Genomic DNA, 16,104 nt, shown 5'->3' with positions numbered 1-16,104 from the left:
CCCTCCGTCAGACGGGGCGTATCCAGACCTTGTTGTCGTGGAAGGCCGCGCCGCCGAAGGGCGCCGCCGGGTCGGCTCCGGTCAGGACGTTGATCCCCTCGCCGCGTTCGAACGCGCCGTTCGGCCAAAGGCCTTCGTGGATCAGGACGCCGGGTTTGGTGCCCGCGTCGATCTTGACCGGCAGCACGATCTCGCCTCGGGCGTTGCCGATCTCGACCCGCTGACCGTCCGTCACGCCTTCACGTGCGGCATCGTCCGGGTGCATCCGCAATTCCGGCCGCCCCTCGCGCTTGCGGGATCCTTCCGTCTCGGCAAAAGATGAGTTGAGGAACTGCCGTGCGGGCGGGGTCGCCAGCCGGTAGGGATGCTCAGCGTCCGTATCCTCGATCAGGTCGGCATGGTCGGGAAAGCTCGGAAGCCGTTCGACGGGGCCGAGCAGGCCCATCGACGGCGGCGGCCGGTTCGGGGCGACGAGGCCAGCCCAGTCCACACGGAAGCGGAACTTGCCGCCGGGCGCTGCGAACCCGTCGAGGTAATGCGCCTCGGCAAAGTCCGGCTGCACGTCCAGCCAGCGATCGCGCTCCAGCGACGCGAGGCCCTCGTAGCCGCTGCGGACCAGGAGATCGTCGATCAACTCGCGTTCGGTCATCCCGAAGCCCGGTCGGTCGGCGACGCCGAGCCGTTTGGCCAGTTCCTCGATGACGAAGTGATTGGTCCGCACCGTGTCGGGATGCTCGATGAGCTTTGGGCCGAACAGAATGTGGCTCTGCCCGCCGCCCCGATAGATGTCGTCGTATTCCATCGAGGTCGCGGCAGGCAGCACGAGGTCGGCGAGCTTCGCCGTGTCCGTCATGAACTGCTCATGGACGGCGACGAAGAGGTCATCCCGCATCAAGCCGCGCACGACGTCTCGCTGCTCGGGCGCGACATTGGCGGGGTTGGTGTTCTGCACGAGCATCGCCGTCACCGGCGGGCCGCCCGCGAGCGCCCCGGCATCGCCGGTCAGGACCGCGCCGATCCGCGACTGGTCGAGATGGCGAATCGAATGGTCGAGATCGCCGAGCCCCTCGATCAGCGCCTTGTCGAAGCGCCAGAGGGCACCGTTGTTGTGGAAGGCGCCGCCGCCCTCGTGCTGCCAGTGGCCGTAGACGGTGGGCACCGACAGCGCGGCGTGCATGGCAACGGCCCCGTTGCGCTGGCGCGAGAAGCCGTAGCCGAGCCGGAAGAACGTGCGGGGCGTGCGCCCGATGAGGGCCGCAAAGCGTTCGATCTCGGCGACCGTCAGCCCCGTGATCCCGCTCGCCCATTCCGGCGTGCGGCTGGCGAGATGCGCCTCGAGCCCCGTGGGATCGTCACCGTAGCGATCGAGATAGGCGCGATCCGCCGTCCCGTCTCGGAAGGCGATGTGCATGAGCGCGCAGGCGAGCGCGCCGTCCGTGCCGGGCCGAAGCTTCAGGGCGATGTCCGCCTGCTTCATCGTCGGGTTGTCGTAGATGTCGATCACGACGATCGGCGCGCCGCGCTCTTTCCGCGCGCGCACCGCATGGGTCATGACGTTGACCTGCGTCGCGACCGCATTGGTGCCCCAGATCACGACGCAGTCGGACTTTGCCATCTCGCGCGGATCGACGCCTGCGAGCTTGCCGGTCCCGGCAACGAAGCCGGTCCAGGCCGTGTTGGTGCAGATCGTGTCGAACTCGCCGGAGTAGCGCTTGGCGTGACGCAGACGGTTGATGCCGTCGCGCTGCACCAGCCCCATCGTGCCGGCATAGTAGTACGGCCAGACCGCCTCGGACCCGTATCGCGCTTCCGCCTGCAGGAACTTTTCGGCCACGAGATCGAGCGCGTCATCCCAGCCGATCTCGCGCCAGCCGCCCGCCCCCTTGGCACCCACGCGCTGCAGCGGCTTCAGCAGGCGATCGGGATGGTGCACGCGCTCGGCATATCGCGCGACCTTGGCGCAGATCACGCCCGCGGTGTAGCTGTTGTCCTCGGCGCCGCGCACGCGGCCGATCGTGCGCTCGTCGATGATCTCGACCTCGAGAGCGCAGGTCGACGGGCAGTCGTGCGGACAGGCGGTATAGCCCTTGCGGGTCTGGACGTGCTGGTTCATAGGGGCGACCATAATCGAGCCGACGCGCCCTCGCCCATTCTTTTTCGCAATGCGATCGATGCGGAACGCTGATCGAAACTGAAAAGGCCGGGCATTTCGCCCGGCCTCTCAAAGCAGCAAATCAGGCGGCCTGCGCGTAGCGCGCCCGCTCTTCCGGCGAGAGGGCGGGATAGTCGGTGTAGCCGTGCTCGTCGCCGCCGTAGAACGTGTCGTTGTCCCACTCGTTGAGCGGCGCGCCGACCTCGATGCGGGTCACGAGATCGGGGTTCGAGATGAAGAGCTTGCCGAAGCAGGCCAGATCGATCTCGCCCTTTTCGATCTGCTCGATCGCGAACTGCGGCTCGTAGTTGTTGTTGCCCATGTAGACGCCGTCGAAACGCTGGCGAAGCGCCGCGTAGTCGAAGTTGTCCTTGTTCCGGTCGCCGCCGGTCTGGCCCTCGATCACGTGGAGATAGAGCGGCTTGCGCTTGTTCAGCTCCTCGACATAGGCGTTGAACAAGCCCTGCTGGTCGCTCTCGCTCGAACCGCCCATCACCGTCACCGGCGAGATGCGGACGCCGACGTGGTCATGGTCCCAGGCCGCGATCACCGCGTCGAGCACCTCAAGCGGGAAGCGCATGCGGTTCTCGATCGAGCCGCCGTAGCGGTCGGTGCGCGTGTTGGTGCCGTCGCGCAGGAACTGGTCGAGGAGATAGCCGTTCGCCGAATGGACCTCGACGCCGTCGAAGCCGGCCGCGCGCGCGTTGCGCGTCGCCTTCACGTAATCCTCGATCACCCGCGGAAGCTCGCTCTCCGCAAGGGCACGCGGCGTCTCGTGGTCCTTGAAGCCCTCCTCGGTGAAGGCCTTGCCGCTCGGCTTCACGGCCGAGGGGGCGACCGGGGGCCGGTTGCCAGGCTGGAGGTCCGGATGCGAGATCCGGCCGACATGCCAGAGCTGCAGCACGATCTTGCCGCCCTCGGCATGGACCGCATCGGTCACCTTCTTCCAGGCCGTGACCTGCTGGTCGTTGAAGATGCCGGGCGTCCAGGCGTAGCCGCGCCCTTCCTCGGAGATGTTGGTGGCTTCCGAGATGATGAGGCCGGCGCCGGCGCGCTGGCGGTAGTATTCGACATGCATGTCCTTGGGCACGCCGTCGCTCGTGGCGCGGCTGCGGGTCAGCGGCGCCATGACGGCCCGGTTCGCGAGGTGAAGCGGTCCGAGGTCGAACGGCTGGAAGAACTTCTTGTCGGCCATGGGTCTGTCCTGATTCTGGGTTCGCGGCGCGCCGCGTTTCGCGCTACCAACGCCCCATATGGGCGCGGGTTCGCGCTGCAGCATCCCCCTCATTGCGAATGCTGCGTTCACGGAGCGTCGGACATTGAACTATCGGCATGCCTTTCACGCCGGAAACTTCGCCGATGTGGTGAAGCACGCCCTCGTCTGCCGGCTGATCGAGTACCTGAAGCGCAAGGACAAACCCTTCCGCGTGATGGATACGCATGCCGGACGCGGCCGATACGACCTCGACGCCGACGAGGCGCTGAGAACCGGCGAGGCCGAGGCCGGTATCGAGGCCGTGCGGCGGTCGGACGTCTGGGACCACGCGCTGCTTGCGCCCTACCGCGAAGCCGTCGAAGCGGCGGGCGCGGAACTCGGACCGCAGAGCTATCCCGGCAGCCCTTGGATCGCCCGGCACCTTCTGCGCCGGCAGGACCGCCTCTCCGCCTACGAACTCCACCCGGTCGACGCGAAGGCCCTCGCCGAGACCTTCGCCGGCGACGTTCAGGTCAAGACGATCGAGCTCGACGGCTGGCTGGCGCTCGGCGCCCATCTTCCGCCGAAGGAAAAGCGCGGGCTGGTGCTGATCGACCCCCCGTTCGAGGAGGTCGGCGAGTTCGAGCGGATCGTCGCCCGCGTCGGCGAGGCCTGGCAGCGGTGGCCCGGCGGAACCTACGCGATCTGGTATCCGATCAAGCGGCGGGCGGAGTACGAGGCCTTCCATGCGGCGCTGCGCGAGAGCGGGATGCGCAACGTCATCGCGGCAGACTTCTTCCGCGAGCCGTTCAGCGCGGACCAGCGGCTTGTCGGCACCGGCTTTGCAGTCGTGAACCCGCCATTCACGTTCGCCACCGAAGCCCAGACAATCCTGCAGGCCCTCGTTCCCGTCCTCGGCGTCGCGGACCGCGGCAATTGTGGCATCATTGCGCTGGTCGCCGAATGATCCGGGTGCAATATAAACGCATCTGACGATGCTTCGCCTGCCGAAGCATTCCTAGCCATCGCAAGGATCCGACGCATGCGCTCCTGCTTCGCCGCCGTCTCCGCCCTGGTCGCGGCCTCCATCGCCGGCCCGGCCGCCGCCGCGGACTATGTCGAGACCGCCCCGGCCGTGATCGTCACCACCGCCAAGGTGCCGGCCTGCGACGACGCCCGCGTCATGGCGCAGGTGGAGGACCAGTTCGAATACGGCGCACCGAATACGATCCCGGCCTCGCTCGCGGTGGTCGAATTCAGCGGCCTCTTCGAGAAGGACTACCAGCCGAGGGGCGGGCACAAGGAAATCGAGCGGCGCTACTGCCAGGGAACTGCGCTGATTTCGAGCGGCGAGCACCGCGCGGTCTACTACGTCATCGAGTATCCGATGGGCTATGCGGGCCTCAGCTGGCGCGCCGAGGGCTGCGTGCTCGGCCTCGACCCCTGGAAGATCTACGGCGCCAACTGCGAATCGCTGCGTCGCTTCTGAAAGGTTCGAGCTTCGCCATGCGCCTCCTCTACTCGAAGCCCTCGCCCTATTCCTCCAAGGTGCGCATGGCCGCGCATCTCTGCGACCTCGACTTCGAGCTCGTTCCGACGAACACGGCCGACGAGGGCCCTGAGCTCACGCACTCCAACCCGATCGGCAAGATCCCGGCCCTGATCCTCGACGACGGGTCGACGCTCTACGACAGCCGGGTGATCTGCGAATATCTGGACCGTCTCGCCGGAAACCCGATCATTCCACAGGCGCCCGACGCCTGGGCCGCGACGAAGCGGGTCGAGGCTCTGGCCGACGGCATGACCGAGGCCGCGATGGCCGCGCTCTACGAGAAGCGCTATCGGCCCGAGCCCATGTGGTACGAGCCGTGGATGGATAAGCAGTGGCGCCGGGCCCATCGCGCTCTGGATGCGCTGGAGCTGGAGGTCGAGAAGCTGCCCGAAAAGCCGACGCTGGCGCATCTCGCTGTCGCATCGGACCTCGCCTGGGTTCAGCTGCGCTTTCCCGAAGAGCTGAACGGCCGCCACCCTGCCCTGGCCGCGTGGCTCGACCGCTTCTTCGAAACCCATCCGGATCTCGCGGCGCTCAAGCCCGTCGCCTAAACGGGGGCCACAACGAAACGAGGGCGGCGTGCTCGGCACGACCGCCCTTTTGCTTGACCCAAATTTCGATCTCAGAACTTGAGGGCGAGGCCGGCGCGGATCGAGTGCTCGTCGAAGCCGGACGAGACCGTGACGTTGCCCAGATCGTAGTCCTTCGCCTCGAAGTCGGAATACCGGTACTCGACGCGGGACGTGACGTTATCGGTCACCTTCGCCTGCACGCCGGCACCCACCGTGTAGCCGACATGGGTCTGGTCGTCGGACACATTACCGAGCGACAACTCCTTGTTGGCGACCGCGACGCCGCCGGTCGCAAACAGCATGATCGGGTCGTAGGCGACGCCGATCGTGGCGCGGAGCGAGCCGAAGGCCGTCGAATCGGCGGAGATCGGGACGCCCGTCGCGACGTTGAAGCCGCCGGCCGTCAGGTCCGACGCGCCGACATCCGCTTCAGCACCGTAGACGAGGCTGCCGGACTGCAGCGAGTAGCCGGCATAGACGCCGCCGACCACGCCCTCGCCGTCGAACTTGGCGCCGCCCGTCTGGTCCATCTTGGCGAAGTTGTAGCCGACGAAGCCGCCGGCATAGGGACCGGACCACGTGTAGACCGATGCCTCGGGCGCGATCAGCGGCGCGGGCTCGGCCACGACGGCATCCGCGGCGATGGCATTCGCCATCGGCGTCAACAACAATCCACTCAAGGCCAAGGTGCGAAACACCTTCATGGTCCGACTCCGCGAAAGGCGATGCTGCCCTTCAAAAAACTCTTGCGACCTCAACGCCTTCGATGGTCCGGCGTTCCGAAGCCAGCCAACCGATGCGTCGCGAGCAGGCCAGCTTTCGTTGCTCATCATGTAATCGTCATCGGAGCCCGTCGCCAATTGCACGGCGGTGACACTCGCCTTTTTCTAAGGGCGCTCTATCGGGGATCCCGCCTTTCTCGTGCCGGAATACCCCTGCAAAGCGCGAGCATGGTGAATCATATATGGGGAAGCAAAGCGCAGGACGCGGCCCGCCGGGCAGCTCCGTTCCGGCGCAGGCGCCGTCGGTCCGTCCGGCAGGGCCGAGGCATCCAACCCCGCTTTCCCGGCGAAGACGACATGGCTGACGAACTGACACCCGAGATCGACGACGACTTCGACACCGACGAGGATTTCGCGGACGATGCGAGCGAGGCCGGAACCGGCGTCGACACGAACACTGCCGCCTCGCTGGTCGCGTCGATCGAATGGGCGGACGGCGGGCGCGACGTCGACCAGACGCTGACCGGCGCCGAACTCATTTCGGAGTTCCAGAAGCGGCTGCCGAACAGCCCCGGCGTCTACCGGATGTTCGACGAGGCGAACGAGGTTCTCTACGTCGGCAAGGCTAAATCGCTGAAGAAGCGGGTGGCGAGCTACACGCGCCTCGCCGGCCACAACAATCGCATCATGCGCATGATCCGCGCGACGCGGCACATGGAGTTCGTCACGACGCGAACGGAGACGGAAGCGCTCCTCCTCGAAGCCAACCTCATCAAGCGCCTGCGGCCCCGCTTCAACGTCCTGATGCGGGACGACAAATCGTTTCCCTACATTCTCGTCACCGACGATCACAAGGCGCCGGCGATCTTCAAGCATCGCGGCGCACGATCGCGAAAGGGCAGCTTCTTCGGCCCCTTCGCCTCCGGCGGCGCGGTGGGCCGCACGGTCGCCTCGCTCCAGCGCGCCTTCCTGCTGCGCACCTGCACCGACAGCGTCTTCGAGACGCGAACTCGCCCGTGCCTCCTCTACCAGATCAAGCGCTGCTCCGGTCCCTGCACCGGCGAGATCTCGCAGGACGGCTACCGCGAACTCGTCGAAGAGGCGAAGGGCTTTTTGTCCGGGCGCTCGGGTCAGGTGAAGCAGTCGATCGCCAAGGCGATGCAGGAGGCGTCGAACGACCTCGATTTCGAACGTGCGGCGGTCTATCGCGACCGCCTGTCGGCGCTGTCGCACATCCAATCGCACCAGGGCATCAACCCCCAAGGCGTCGAGGAGGCCGACGTCTTCGCCATCCATCAGGAAGGCGGGCTGACCTGCATCCAGGTCTTCTTCTTCCGCACCGGCCAGAACTGGGGCAACCGCGCCTACTTCCCGAAGGCCGACCCGTCGCTCGAACCCGGCGAGGTGCTCGGCGCCTTTCTGGCCCAGTTCTACGACGACAAGCCGCCCGCCTCGCTCATCCTGCTGCCGGTCGATGTGGAGGACCGCGAGCTTCTCGCCGGCGCGCTTGGTGCCAAGGCGGAACGACGCGTCGAGATCGCGGTGCCGAAGCGCGGCGAGAAGAAGGACCTCGTCGACCATGCGACCAGCAACGCGCGCGAAGCTCTCGGCCGGCGGCTGGCCGAAACCTCGTCGCAGGCACGTCTTCTGGCGGGGCTGAAGGAAACGTTCGGGCTCGCCGAGATCCCCCGCCGCATCGAGGTCTTCGACAACTCCCACATCATGGGCACCAATGCCGTGGGGGCGATGATCGTCGCCGGGCCGCAGGGGTTCGCGAAGAATCAGTACCGCAAGTTCAACATCCGTGGCGCCGACATCACCCCGGGCGACGACTTCGGCATGATGCGCGAGGTGATGACGCGTCGCTTCTCGCGCCTCCTGAAGGAGCACGGCGATGCGGGTCCACAGCCTGCCCCGGTCGCGGAGCCCGACGAGCCGGTCGACACGGCCGACATGCCGGCCTGGCCGGATCTCGTGCTGATCGACGGCGGCAAGGGGCAGATCTCGGCCGTGCGGACGATCCTGTCGGACCTCGGCATCGCCGACAAGGTGACGACGATCGGCGTCGCCAAGGGCGTCGACCGCGATGCCGGCCGCGAGCGCTTCATCGTTCAGGGCCGCGAGCCCTTCTCGCTGCCCCCGCGCGATCCGGTTCTCTACTTCCTGCAGCGCTTACGCGACGAGGCGCACCGGTTCGCCATCGGCACGCATCGCGCCAAGCGGAAGAAGGAGCTGACCAAGAACCCGCTCGACGAGATCGGCGGGATCGGTCCTTCGCGCAAGCGGGCGCTCCTCCACCATTTCGGCACGGCCAAGGCGGTGTCGCGCGCGGCCTTCGATGATCTTCTGAAGGTCGAGGGCATTTCGGCCGCGATGGCGCGGACGATCTACGATCATTTTCACGAGCGTCAGTAGCGCAGACGGGCCCTCACCGGTCCTTTTTCCTGTCCCGATGTTGACGGGGGGCACCATGCCGCGTTTGAACAGCCTTCATCGAACGCGCGTAACCCTCGGCCGACTCGTCCCTCCAAACGGACCGAACCCATGGCATCCCAGGCGTACAGTCTTCCCAACATCCTGACCTACGCCCGGATCGCCGCCGTTCCACTCGTGGTGCTGTGCTTCTTCGTAGAAGGCCGCCTACACGGCTCGGACGCCGCGCGCTGGTCGGCGCTCGGGCTGTTCGTCGCCGCCAGCGTGACGGACTGGCTCGACGGCTATCTCGCGCGTGCGTGGCAGCAGACGTCCACGATCGGGCGGATGCTTGATCCGATCGCCGACAAGCTTCTGGTCGCCGCCGCCCTCCTCCTTCTGGCCGCTGACGGCACGATCGCCGGCTGGACGATCTGGGCAGCGATCGTGATCCTCTGTCGCGAGATCCTGGTTTCGGGCCTTCGCGAGTATCTCGCCGAACTCAAGGTCTCGGTTCCCGTCACGCGGCTCGCCAAGTGGAAGACGGCGACCCAGATGGTGGCGATCTCGTTCCTGCTGGCGGGTCCTGCCGGCGACCAGATCGTCGCCCACGTAACGCAGGCCGGGATCGTGCTCCTCTGGATCGCGGCGATCATCACGCTTTATACGGGGTACGATTACTTCCGCGCCGGTTTGCGCCATATCGACGTGTAACGGCGGCGAGGAGCCGCCGGCAGATCGGGAGGCCCGTCATGAAGCTCGTCTATTTCGCCTGGGTCCGCGAGCGGATCGGTGTCGGTGAGGAAGAGGTGGTTCTGCCTGCCGGTGTCGTCACCGTGCAGGATCTCCTGCATTGGCTGAAGGGTCGCGGCGACAACTACGACGCCGCGCTGCAGGCACCGCAGATGGTGCGCGTGGCGATCGACCAGGAGCACGTGCCCCACTCCCAGCCCATCGGCAACTGCAAGGAAATCGCGATCTTCCCACCGATGACGGGCGGTTGACGTGAGCGACGTCAGCATCGCCGTCACGTCCGACCGGATCGATCTTGGTGCCGAAGCAAGCCGCGCCGCCCCCGGCGGCCGTGCCGGTGCGGTCGTGACCTTCACTGGCTACTGCCGCGACGAGGGCGGGCGATTGTCGGCGCTCGAGATTGAGCACTATCCCGGCATGGCGGAACGGGCGATCCGCGAGATGGCCGACGAGGCGGCCCGCCGCTGGTCCCTGCTCGGCGTCAGGTGCGTGCATCGTTACGGGATGATCGCACCCGGCGAGGAGATCGTCTTCGTCGCCTGCGCTTCGGAGCATCGCCACGCCGCCTTCGAGGCGGCCTCGTTCCTCATGGACTACATGAAGTCGAAGGCTCCGTTCTGGAAGCGCGAGCATCTCGTCGACGGCACCGCCGGAGGCTGGGTCGAGGCGAAGGACACCGACGACGCCGCTGCCGATCGCTGGCACCGCCTGTAGCGGTCAGGCCGGAGCAAGTATCCCAGCCCGATCGCCGGGCGTCTCGTCCATGTTCGCCACGAGCGATGGCGCCGCGAGCGGACAGGCCGGGCGCCGCAGACCGTAAAGATCGAGTTCGAAGAGAAAGCTCTCGGCCTCCGCGCGGGCGCGATCGAGCCCCGGCGCGTCTCCGTCGCTCAAGCTGTGCACCGTGCCGCCGAGAAGAAACGGCGCTTCAAAGGCGGCACGCAGCGAAAGCCCGGCGGGCAGCCGGACCGTGCGGCTTTCGCAAAGTTCCTTTTCGACCGTGCGCGCGATGCGGCTCGAGATTCGGGTGATGGCCGTCGCGACGAAGGCCCTCCCGCCGGAGCGGCGACGGTTGATGCCGTCGATCAGGCGATCCGTCTCGACCGCCGCCGCGACGGACAGCGGAGAGAATCGAACCGGGATCAGCGACATCCGCGCGATTTCGAAGGCGGCTCGAAGGCGGTCTCGCTTGAACCCCGCGTCGATGACGACGGTACGCCCCTCGCGTCGACCGAGATGCGTCAGCTCCCGCAACCCTTCATCGTTGGTCGGCCGAGCCACGGAGATGAGGTCGGGGCACCCCGGGCGGCGGGACCAGCGGACGAGGTCCGGGTTTCGCGCAGCGTCGATCAGAAGGACCGATCCGCCAGCGTCGGCGATCGCGCCGGCGAGCGTCAGGGCAAGTGTCGAGGTTCCGCCGCTGCGAACGCTTCCGATGGCGATGACCGCCATGCGCCGTCTCTCCCACTGTGGCGCTGCGGCCGATGCCGGCCATGCCCGGCGTCCTAAATCGCACCGTCCATCGGCGCCTGCGAACTCCCATTCATCGACACGTCACATTCGGTCGCAAGTCGTTCCGTTCGCTGAGGGACTTGCTCTTACCGCAGTGATGCGAGCCGGCAACAAAAAGGGCGGCGGACCTTACGATCCGCCGCCCCGTGTCACGTCTTCTATGCTTCAGTTCAGCCGACGATTTCGGTCTCGGAGAACCAGTAGGCGATCTCTTCCTTGGCGGTCTCGGGAGCGTCCGAACCGTGCACCGAGTTTTCGCCGATCGAGAGGGCGTGCGCCTTGCGGATCGTGCCCTCGGCGGCCTGCGCCGGGTTGGTCGCGCCCATGAGCTCGCGGTTGCGCGAGATGGCGTTCTCGCCCTCGAGCACCTGAACGATCGTCGGGCCGGCCGACATCGACTCGACGAGCTCACCGAAGAACGGGCGCTCCTTGTGGACCGCGTAGAAGCCCTCGGCCTCGCGACGGCTCATCCAGACGCGCTTGGAAGCGACGACGCGCAGGCCACCCTCTTCCAGCATCTTGGTGATCGCGCCGGTGAGGTTACGACGCGTCGCATCGGGCTTGATCATGGAGAAGGTGCGTTCGATCGCCATTGGCCGTTATCCCAAAGTCAAAGGGCTGAAGATGGCGCGGTCTATAGCCGTGCCCCTGCCCGGCGGCAAGGCGAAGACGCGCTCAAGCTGCCGAAGGAACCTGCCGACCAAGCCCGCCATGCAGGTCGAGGCAACGCTCGAACCAGTCGGCGATCGGATCGCCGTCGTCGAGCAGCCGAAAGGTGGAGAGCACCCGCAGCCACTGGAACCCGCCGAACACGATGTAATCCGCGAACATCGGACGCTCGCCCGCCAGGAACGGCTGGTTGCGCAGCGTGGCGCGCAGCGGCTCCAGAGACTTCGACGCCGCAAGCCGCTTCTCTTCCGTCCGTCCGTCCTGCACCTCCTCGAGCGGCTTGCCGAAGGCCTTCTCGCGCTTGGCGCGAAAGAACGCCTTGTTCTCGTCGTCCTGCGCCGCATGGATATCGAGGATCGTCGCCCGGACGATGGCCGGGTGGAGGGTGCGTTGCGTCCAGCTTTCGACGAATCGCGCGAGCGCCCGGCCGCTTTGGCCTTGAAAGAGCGCCGGGCGATCGGGATAGGTGTCGTCGAGATATTCCGCGATGGCGAAACTGTCCTGCACCACCGTTTCGCCGTCGCGGATCACGGGCACCGTCCGTCCGCGGGCACCCCCGCCGCCCTCGACGTCGGAAACCTCGGTGAAGCGCGTCGGCAACGCCTCGAACGCCAGCCCCTTGTGCGCGAGCGCCATGCGCGCCTTCCAGCAATGTGGCGAGAACGGGCGCGAGGGGTCGCTGCCGACGAGGTCGTAGAGCAAGATGGTCACGATCGATTCTCCCGAAGCTCGAGGCATTGTCGTGTATCAGGAACAGTTCGTCACCCTCGCGGCCTACAACGAATGGGCCAACCGACGGCTTTTCGAGAGCGCGAGCGGCCTCACGGCGGACCAGTTCGAGGAGGATCGCGGCGTCTTCTTCCGTTCCCTCCTCGGGACGATCAACCATATCCTGTGCGCCGACCGGATATGGCTGAGGCGCTTCACCGGCGAGGGAACGGCGCCGGACCGGCTCGACGCGATCCTCTATACCGAGATCGACGCGCTTCGTGCCGCGCGCGAGGCCGAAGACGCGCGGCTCGCCTCCTATGTCGGCTCCTTGTCCGAAGGCGATCTTGCGAGGACCGTCCGCTACTCGCCGCTCACGAATCCCGGCCTCATCGAAGCACGTCTCGGTCCGACGCTGCTGCATGTCTTCAACCACCAGACCCACCATCGCGGTCAGGCAAGCGCCGTGATCACCGGGTTCGGCCTCCCCGGACCCTTGATGGATCTCGTCGCGTTCCTCCGGGACACGGGTCGCGCTTGAGAGCATAACCGTCGGACTTTCGCCCCTGCGGCAAACATGGCAAAAGCCGGCCATGCTTCAGATCACCGACCTGTCCGCCCGCGTCGCGGGGCGCCTCCTGATCGATCACGCGAGCCTGTCGATCCCGGCCGGAACGAAGGCCGGTCTTGTCGGCCGGAACGGGGCCGGCAAGTCGACGCTCTTCCGGGTCATCACCGGCGATCTCGCGTCCGAAAGCGGCGGCGTCTCGATCCCTCGCAACACGCGGATCGGGCAGGTCGCGCAGGAAGCGCCGGGCACCGAACAATCGCTGCTGGAGGTGGTATTGGCGGCGGACCTCGAGCGCGTCGCGCTGCTCGAGGAGGCCGACACCGCCACCGACCCGCAGCGGATTTCGGAAGTGCACCTGCGCCTCGCCGACATCGAGAGCCATTCGGCCGAAGCGCGGGCGGCCGCGATCCTTGACGGCCTCGGCTTCGACGCATTTGCGCAGGCGCGTCCCGTCTCGTCCTTCTCCGGCGGCTGGCGAATGCGCGTGGCGCTGGCGGCCGTCCTGTTCTCGCGGCCCGACCTTCTGCTCCTCGACGAGCCGACGAACTATCTCGACCTCGAAGGCACGCTCTGGCTCGAGAACTTCGTCTCGCGCTACCCCTACACCGTGCTCATCATCAGTCACGATCGCGATGTCCTGAACAATGCGGTCAACGCGATCATCCATCTAGACCAGAAGAAGCTCGTCTTCTATCGCGGCGACTACGACAGCTTCGAGCGGCAGCGCGCCGAGAAGCTGGAGCTTCTCGGCAAGGCGATCGCCAAGCAGGACGCCGCCCGCAAGCATATGGAGGCCTTCGTCGAGCGCTTCCGCGCCAAGGCGTCGAAGGCCCGGCAGGCGCAGTCCCGATTGAAGGCGCTGGAGCGGATGAAGCCGCTGCAGGCCATCGTCGAGGAGCATGTCACGCCGTTCGCCTTCCCGAAGCCGGAGAAGATCCTCGCCTCCCCGATCATCCGCATGGAAGGCGTCTCGGTCGGCTACAGCGCGGAGCGCTCGATCCTGCGCGGCCTCGACATCCGGATCGACGCGGACGACCGCATCGCGCTGCTCGGCGCCAACGGCAACGGCAAGTCGACCTTCGCCAAGCTGATCGCCGAGCGGCTGACCGCCCAGCGCGGTTCGGTCACGCGCGCGCCGGGCCTCAAGATCGCGATGTTCGCACAGCACCAGATCGACGACCTGCGCCCGAACGAGACCGCCGTGCAGCACGTGCGGCGGTTCATGCCGGATGCACCGGAAGCCAAGGTGCGCGCGCGCGTCGCGCAGATGGGCCTGCCGACGCAGAAGATGGATACGGTTGCCGACAGCCTGTCCGGCGGCGAGAAGGCGCGCCTCCTGATGGGCCTCGCCACGATCGACGCGCCGAACCTCCTGATCCTCGACGAGCCGACGAACCACCTCGACATCGAGGCGCGCGAGAGCCTCGTCCATGCCTTGAACGACTTCCCCGGCGCCGTCATCCTCATCAGCCACGACCGCCACATGGTCGAAGCGACGATGGACCGGCTGTGGATCGTCGGCGACGGTACCGTCAAGCGTTACGACGGCGATCTCGACGACTACAAGAAGCTGATCCTGTCAGGTGCGCGCTCGGGCGGCGGCAATCAGGGCGAAGCGATCGAGGATGCCCCTGCCCTTGTCGTCTCGAAGGTCGACCAGCGACGCCTGGCGGCCGAGAAGCGCGAGGCGCTGAAGCCCCTGAAGAAGAAGATCACCAACCTCGAGGTCCAGATGTCGCGACTTCAGGCGACGATCAAGGACCTCGACGAGAAGCTCGCCGATCCCGCGCTCTACACGCGCGATCCCGCCAAGGCGGCCGATCTCGGCCGCCAGAAGTCTTCGGCCGAGAAGACCCTGGAGAAATGCGAGGCGGACTGGCTCGAATTCACCGAAGAGCACGATTCCGCTATGGCGGACTGAGCACTGTCGAAAATCCTTCACGAATCCTTGAGACTGCCATAGGACGGCGCTAGCTTGACGGTGAGGCAGCCGGTACGTCACCGAGGCGGCCCAGCGAGCGGTTCGTCATGCGGCGTCCCATCCTTTCGGCAGTCCTTGCCGTTCTCACGCTGTCCGCCTTTCCGGCGGACGAACCGCGCAGCCGCGGTTTCGACGAACCCATTCCGCTCCAGACCGGCTTTGCCGAGGTCAACGGCATCAACCTCTTCTTCCGCGTCTACGGCGAGGGGCCGCCGATCCTGATGATCCACGGTGGCCTGTCGGACAGCCGCGTCTGGCGGGCGCAGCTCGCGACACTCTCGGAGCACCACAGCGTCATCGTAGCGGACAGCCGCGGGCAGGGTCGCTCGACCAGCACCGAGGACGTCATCACCTACGACCTGATGGCGGACGACTACCTCGCGCTTCTCGACCAGTTGCACATCTCGCAAGTCGCGCTGGTCGGCTGGAGCGACGGCGGCATCATCGGGCTCGACATCGCCATTCGCCACCCGGAGCGCCTGTCGCGCCTCTTCGTCCAGGCAGCGAACGCGACGCCGGACGGCTTCCTCGGCTTCAAGCCCGACGATCCGAAACGGCCCGAACTCAAGCACTACGACAACATCAAGGACGAGATCGAAGCGCTCTGGGCCAACGAGCCGAACTTCTCCCAAGCCGAACTCGAAACGATCCCGGTGCCGACCGAGATCGCGATTGGCGAGCACGACGAGGCGATCAGCCGCGAGCACACGGAGTACCTCGCCTCGACCATTCCGGGTGCCAAGCTTCTGATCCTGCCGGCCGTCGGCCACTCCGCCCCGCTGGAGGACCCCGACGGCTACGCCTCCGCCGTCCTCGACTTCGTGGACGGCACGGCGATCTGATCTCGGATCACGCCTTCTTCGACCAGCGCCCGCCTTCGGTCTGCTGCCAGTAGGTCACGGCATGACCGGCGGACTTTTCAGCCTTCCACCGCTCGCGCGCGGTCGAAAGCTGGTCGGGGTCGTCCCCATCGAAAAGGTAGACGCCGCGCTGGTACGGCGTCAGGTCGACGGGTACGGCCCCTTCCACCATGAAGCGGACATGCGGATCGTTGGCGCGCTGCTCCGGCTCGACCGTCAGGAGGATCGGCTGGAGAGCGCCTCCCCCGTCGGCATCGGAGCCGTGGGGAAGGAAGCTGTCGTCCTTGTAGGTCCAGAGGTGCTGGTCGAGGGCGTCGCGGCGCTCGGGCGTCACCGCCTGCACCACGACGCGCCAGCCGCGTGCGACCGACTTCTCGAGGAGGTCGGGCAGCGCGTCCTCCATCCGGCTTTCGGTCAGGTGGTAGAACAGCACCTCGGCCATGCG

At 66.7% G+C, this 16,104-nt stretch carries 17 protein-coding genes; 10 read left to right on the top strand and 7 right to left on the bottom strand.

From position 1 onward, the window contains the following. Positions 1 to 7: 7 nt before the first annotated feature. Together ASF65_RS01875 and ASF65_RS01870 are read right to left on the bottom strand one after the other, a co-directional pair. Entirely contained in the window at positions 8 to 2,113 is a 2,106-nt protein-coding gene (locus ASF65_RS01875) for a molybdopterin oxidoreductase family protein (protein ID WP_055884282.1), read from the bottom strand. Positions 2,114 to 2,234: 121 nt separating this feature from the next. After that, the gene (locus tag ASF65_RS01870; protein ID WP_055884280.1) at positions 2,235 to 3,347 is read right to left on the bottom strand and encodes an alkene reductase; all 1,113 of its coding nucleotides are present in this window, start codon (positions 3,345 to 3,347) and stop codon (positions 2,235 to 2,237) included. A gap of 124 nt (positions 3,348 to 3,471) precedes the next feature. Here ASF65_RS01870 and rlmJ point away from each other — a divergent pair, with 124 nt between their 5' ends. The 3 genes from rlmJ (at position 3,472) to ASF65_RS01855 (ending at position 5,450) form a co-directional block, all read left to right on the top strand. Next, on the top strand, positions 3,472 to 4,314 hold the full coding sequence (rlmJ, locus tag ASF65_RS01865) for a 23S rRNA (adenine(2030)-N(6))-methyltransferase RlmJ (protein WP_055884277.1): 843 nt from the start codon (positions 3,472 to 3,474) through the stop codon (positions 4,312 to 4,314). Positions 4,315 to 4,389: 75 nt separating this feature from the next. Continuing rightward, positions 4,390 to 4,836, top strand: coding sequence for a hypothetical protein (locus tag ASF65_RS01860; protein ID WP_055884275.1), 447 nt, complete (start codon positions 4,390 to 4,392; stop codon positions 4,834 to 4,836). Between the two features lie 17 nt (positions 4,837 to 4,853). Then, positions 4,854 to 5,450, top strand: a complete 597-nt coding sequence (locus tag ASF65_RS01855; protein WP_055884272.1) for a glutathione S-transferase — start codon at positions 4,854 to 4,856, stop codon at positions 5,448 to 5,450. A 71-nt stretch (positions 5,451 to 5,521) separates the two neighbouring features. On the opposite strand, the gene ASF65_RS01850 is transcribed toward ASF65_RS01855, so the two are convergent. After that, on the bottom strand, positions 5,522 to 6,175 hold the full coding sequence (locus ASF65_RS01850; RefSeq protein WP_055884270.1) for an outer membrane protein: 654 nt from the start codon (positions 6,173 to 6,175) through the stop codon (positions 5,522 to 5,524). 375 nt (positions 6,176 to 6,550) lie between these two features. Here ASF65_RS01850 and uvrC point away from each other — a divergent pair, with 375 nt between their 5' ends. The 4 genes from uvrC (at position 6,551) to ASF65_RS01830 (ending at position 10,072) form a co-directional block, all read left to right on the top strand. After that, a complete protein-coding gene (uvrC, locus tag ASF65_RS01845) occupies positions 6,551 to 8,608 on the top strand; it encodes an excinuclease ABC subunit UvrC (RefSeq protein WP_055884268.1) in 2,058 nt (685 codons plus the stop codon). A 129-nt stretch (positions 8,609 to 8,737) separates the two neighbouring features. Beyond that, the gene (gene pgsA / locus ASF65_RS01840) at positions 8,738 to 9,319 is read left to right on the top strand and encodes a CDP-diacylglycerol--glycerol-3-phosphate 3-phosphatidyltransferase (protein WP_055884266.1); all 582 of its coding nucleotides are present in this window, start codon (positions 8,738 to 8,740) and stop codon (positions 9,317 to 9,319) included. 38 nt (positions 9,320 to 9,357) lie between these two features. Continuing rightward, complete coding sequence (gene moaD, locus ASF65_RS01835; RefSeq protein WP_055884263.1) at positions 9,358 to 9,609, top strand: molybdopterin converting factor subunit 1; 252 nt, start codon at positions 9,358 to 9,360, stop codon at positions 9,607 to 9,609. Between the two features lies 1 nt (position 9,610). Then, entirely contained in the window at positions 9,611 to 10,072 is a 462-nt protein-coding gene (locus ASF65_RS01830) for a molybdenum cofactor biosynthesis protein MoaE (RefSeq protein ID WP_055884260.1), read from the top strand. Between the two features lie 3 nt (positions 10,073 to 10,075). Here ASF65_RS01830 and ASF65_RS01825 read toward each other — a convergent pair whose 3' ends face one another. The 3 genes from ASF65_RS01825 to ASF65_RS01815 all read right to left on the bottom strand — a co-directional run bounded on the left by ASF65_RS01825 (position 10,076) and on the right by ASF65_RS01815 (position 12,250). Then, positions 10,076 to 10,810: a chromosome partitioning protein ParA gene (locus ASF65_RS01825; RefSeq protein WP_156369120.1), complete on the bottom strand. Its 735-nt coding sequence runs from the start codon at positions 10,808 to 10,810 to the stop codon at positions 10,076 to 10,078. A gap of 230 nt (positions 10,811 to 11,040) precedes the next feature. Then, positions 11,041 to 11,463: a nucleoside-diphosphate kinase gene (gene ndk, locus ASF65_RS01820; protein WP_055884259.1), complete on the bottom strand. Its 423-nt coding sequence runs from the start codon at positions 11,461 to 11,463 to the stop codon at positions 11,041 to 11,043. Positions 11,464 to 11,545: 82 nt separating this feature from the next. Continuing rightward, positions 11,546 to 12,250, bottom strand: a complete 705-nt coding sequence (locus ASF65_RS01815) for a glutathione S-transferase family protein (RefSeq protein ID WP_055884256.1) — start codon at positions 12,248 to 12,250, stop codon at positions 11,546 to 11,548. Between the two features lie 31 nt (positions 12,251 to 12,281). Between ASF65_RS01815 and ASF65_RS01810 the strand changes: the two genes are divergently transcribed. The 3 genes from ASF65_RS01810 (at position 12,282) to ASF65_RS01800 (ending at position 15,641) form a co-directional block, all read left to right on the top strand. Then, on the top strand, positions 12,282 to 12,788 hold the full coding sequence (locus ASF65_RS01810; protein WP_055885002.1) for a DinB family protein: 507 nt from the start codon (positions 12,282 to 12,284) through the stop codon (positions 12,786 to 12,788). 52 nt (positions 12,789 to 12,840) lie between these two features. Further along, complete coding sequence (locus tag ASF65_RS01805; protein WP_055884253.1) at positions 12,841 to 14,739, top strand: ABC-F family ATP-binding cassette domain-containing protein; 1,899 nt, start codon at positions 12,841 to 12,843, stop codon at positions 14,737 to 14,739. A 107-nt stretch (positions 14,740 to 14,846) separates the two neighbouring features. Then, complete coding sequence (locus tag ASF65_RS01800; protein ID WP_055884249.1) at positions 14,847 to 15,641, top strand: alpha/beta hydrolase; 795 nt, start codon at positions 14,847 to 14,849, stop codon at positions 15,639 to 15,641. 7 nt (positions 15,642 to 15,648) lie between these two features. Here the strand turns inward: ASF65_RS01800 and ASF65_RS01795 are convergent, their stop codons facing one another. Then, on the bottom strand, positions 15,649 to 16,101 hold the full coding sequence (locus ASF65_RS01795; RefSeq protein ID WP_055884245.1) for a DNA polymerase III subunit chi: 453 nt from the start codon (positions 16,099 to 16,101) through the stop codon (positions 15,649 to 15,651). Positions 16,102 to 16,104: the final 3 nt, after the last annotated feature.

The organism is Aureimonas sp. Leaf324, from assembly GCF_001423245.1.
In the GTDB taxonomy this organism is placed as follows: domain Bacteria; phylum Pseudomonadota; class Alphaproteobacteria; order Rhizobiales; family Rhizobiaceae; genus Aureimonas.
Note: the sequence above shows the minus strand (reverse complement) of the source record. Positions and strands in the feature narration are given on the sequence as shown.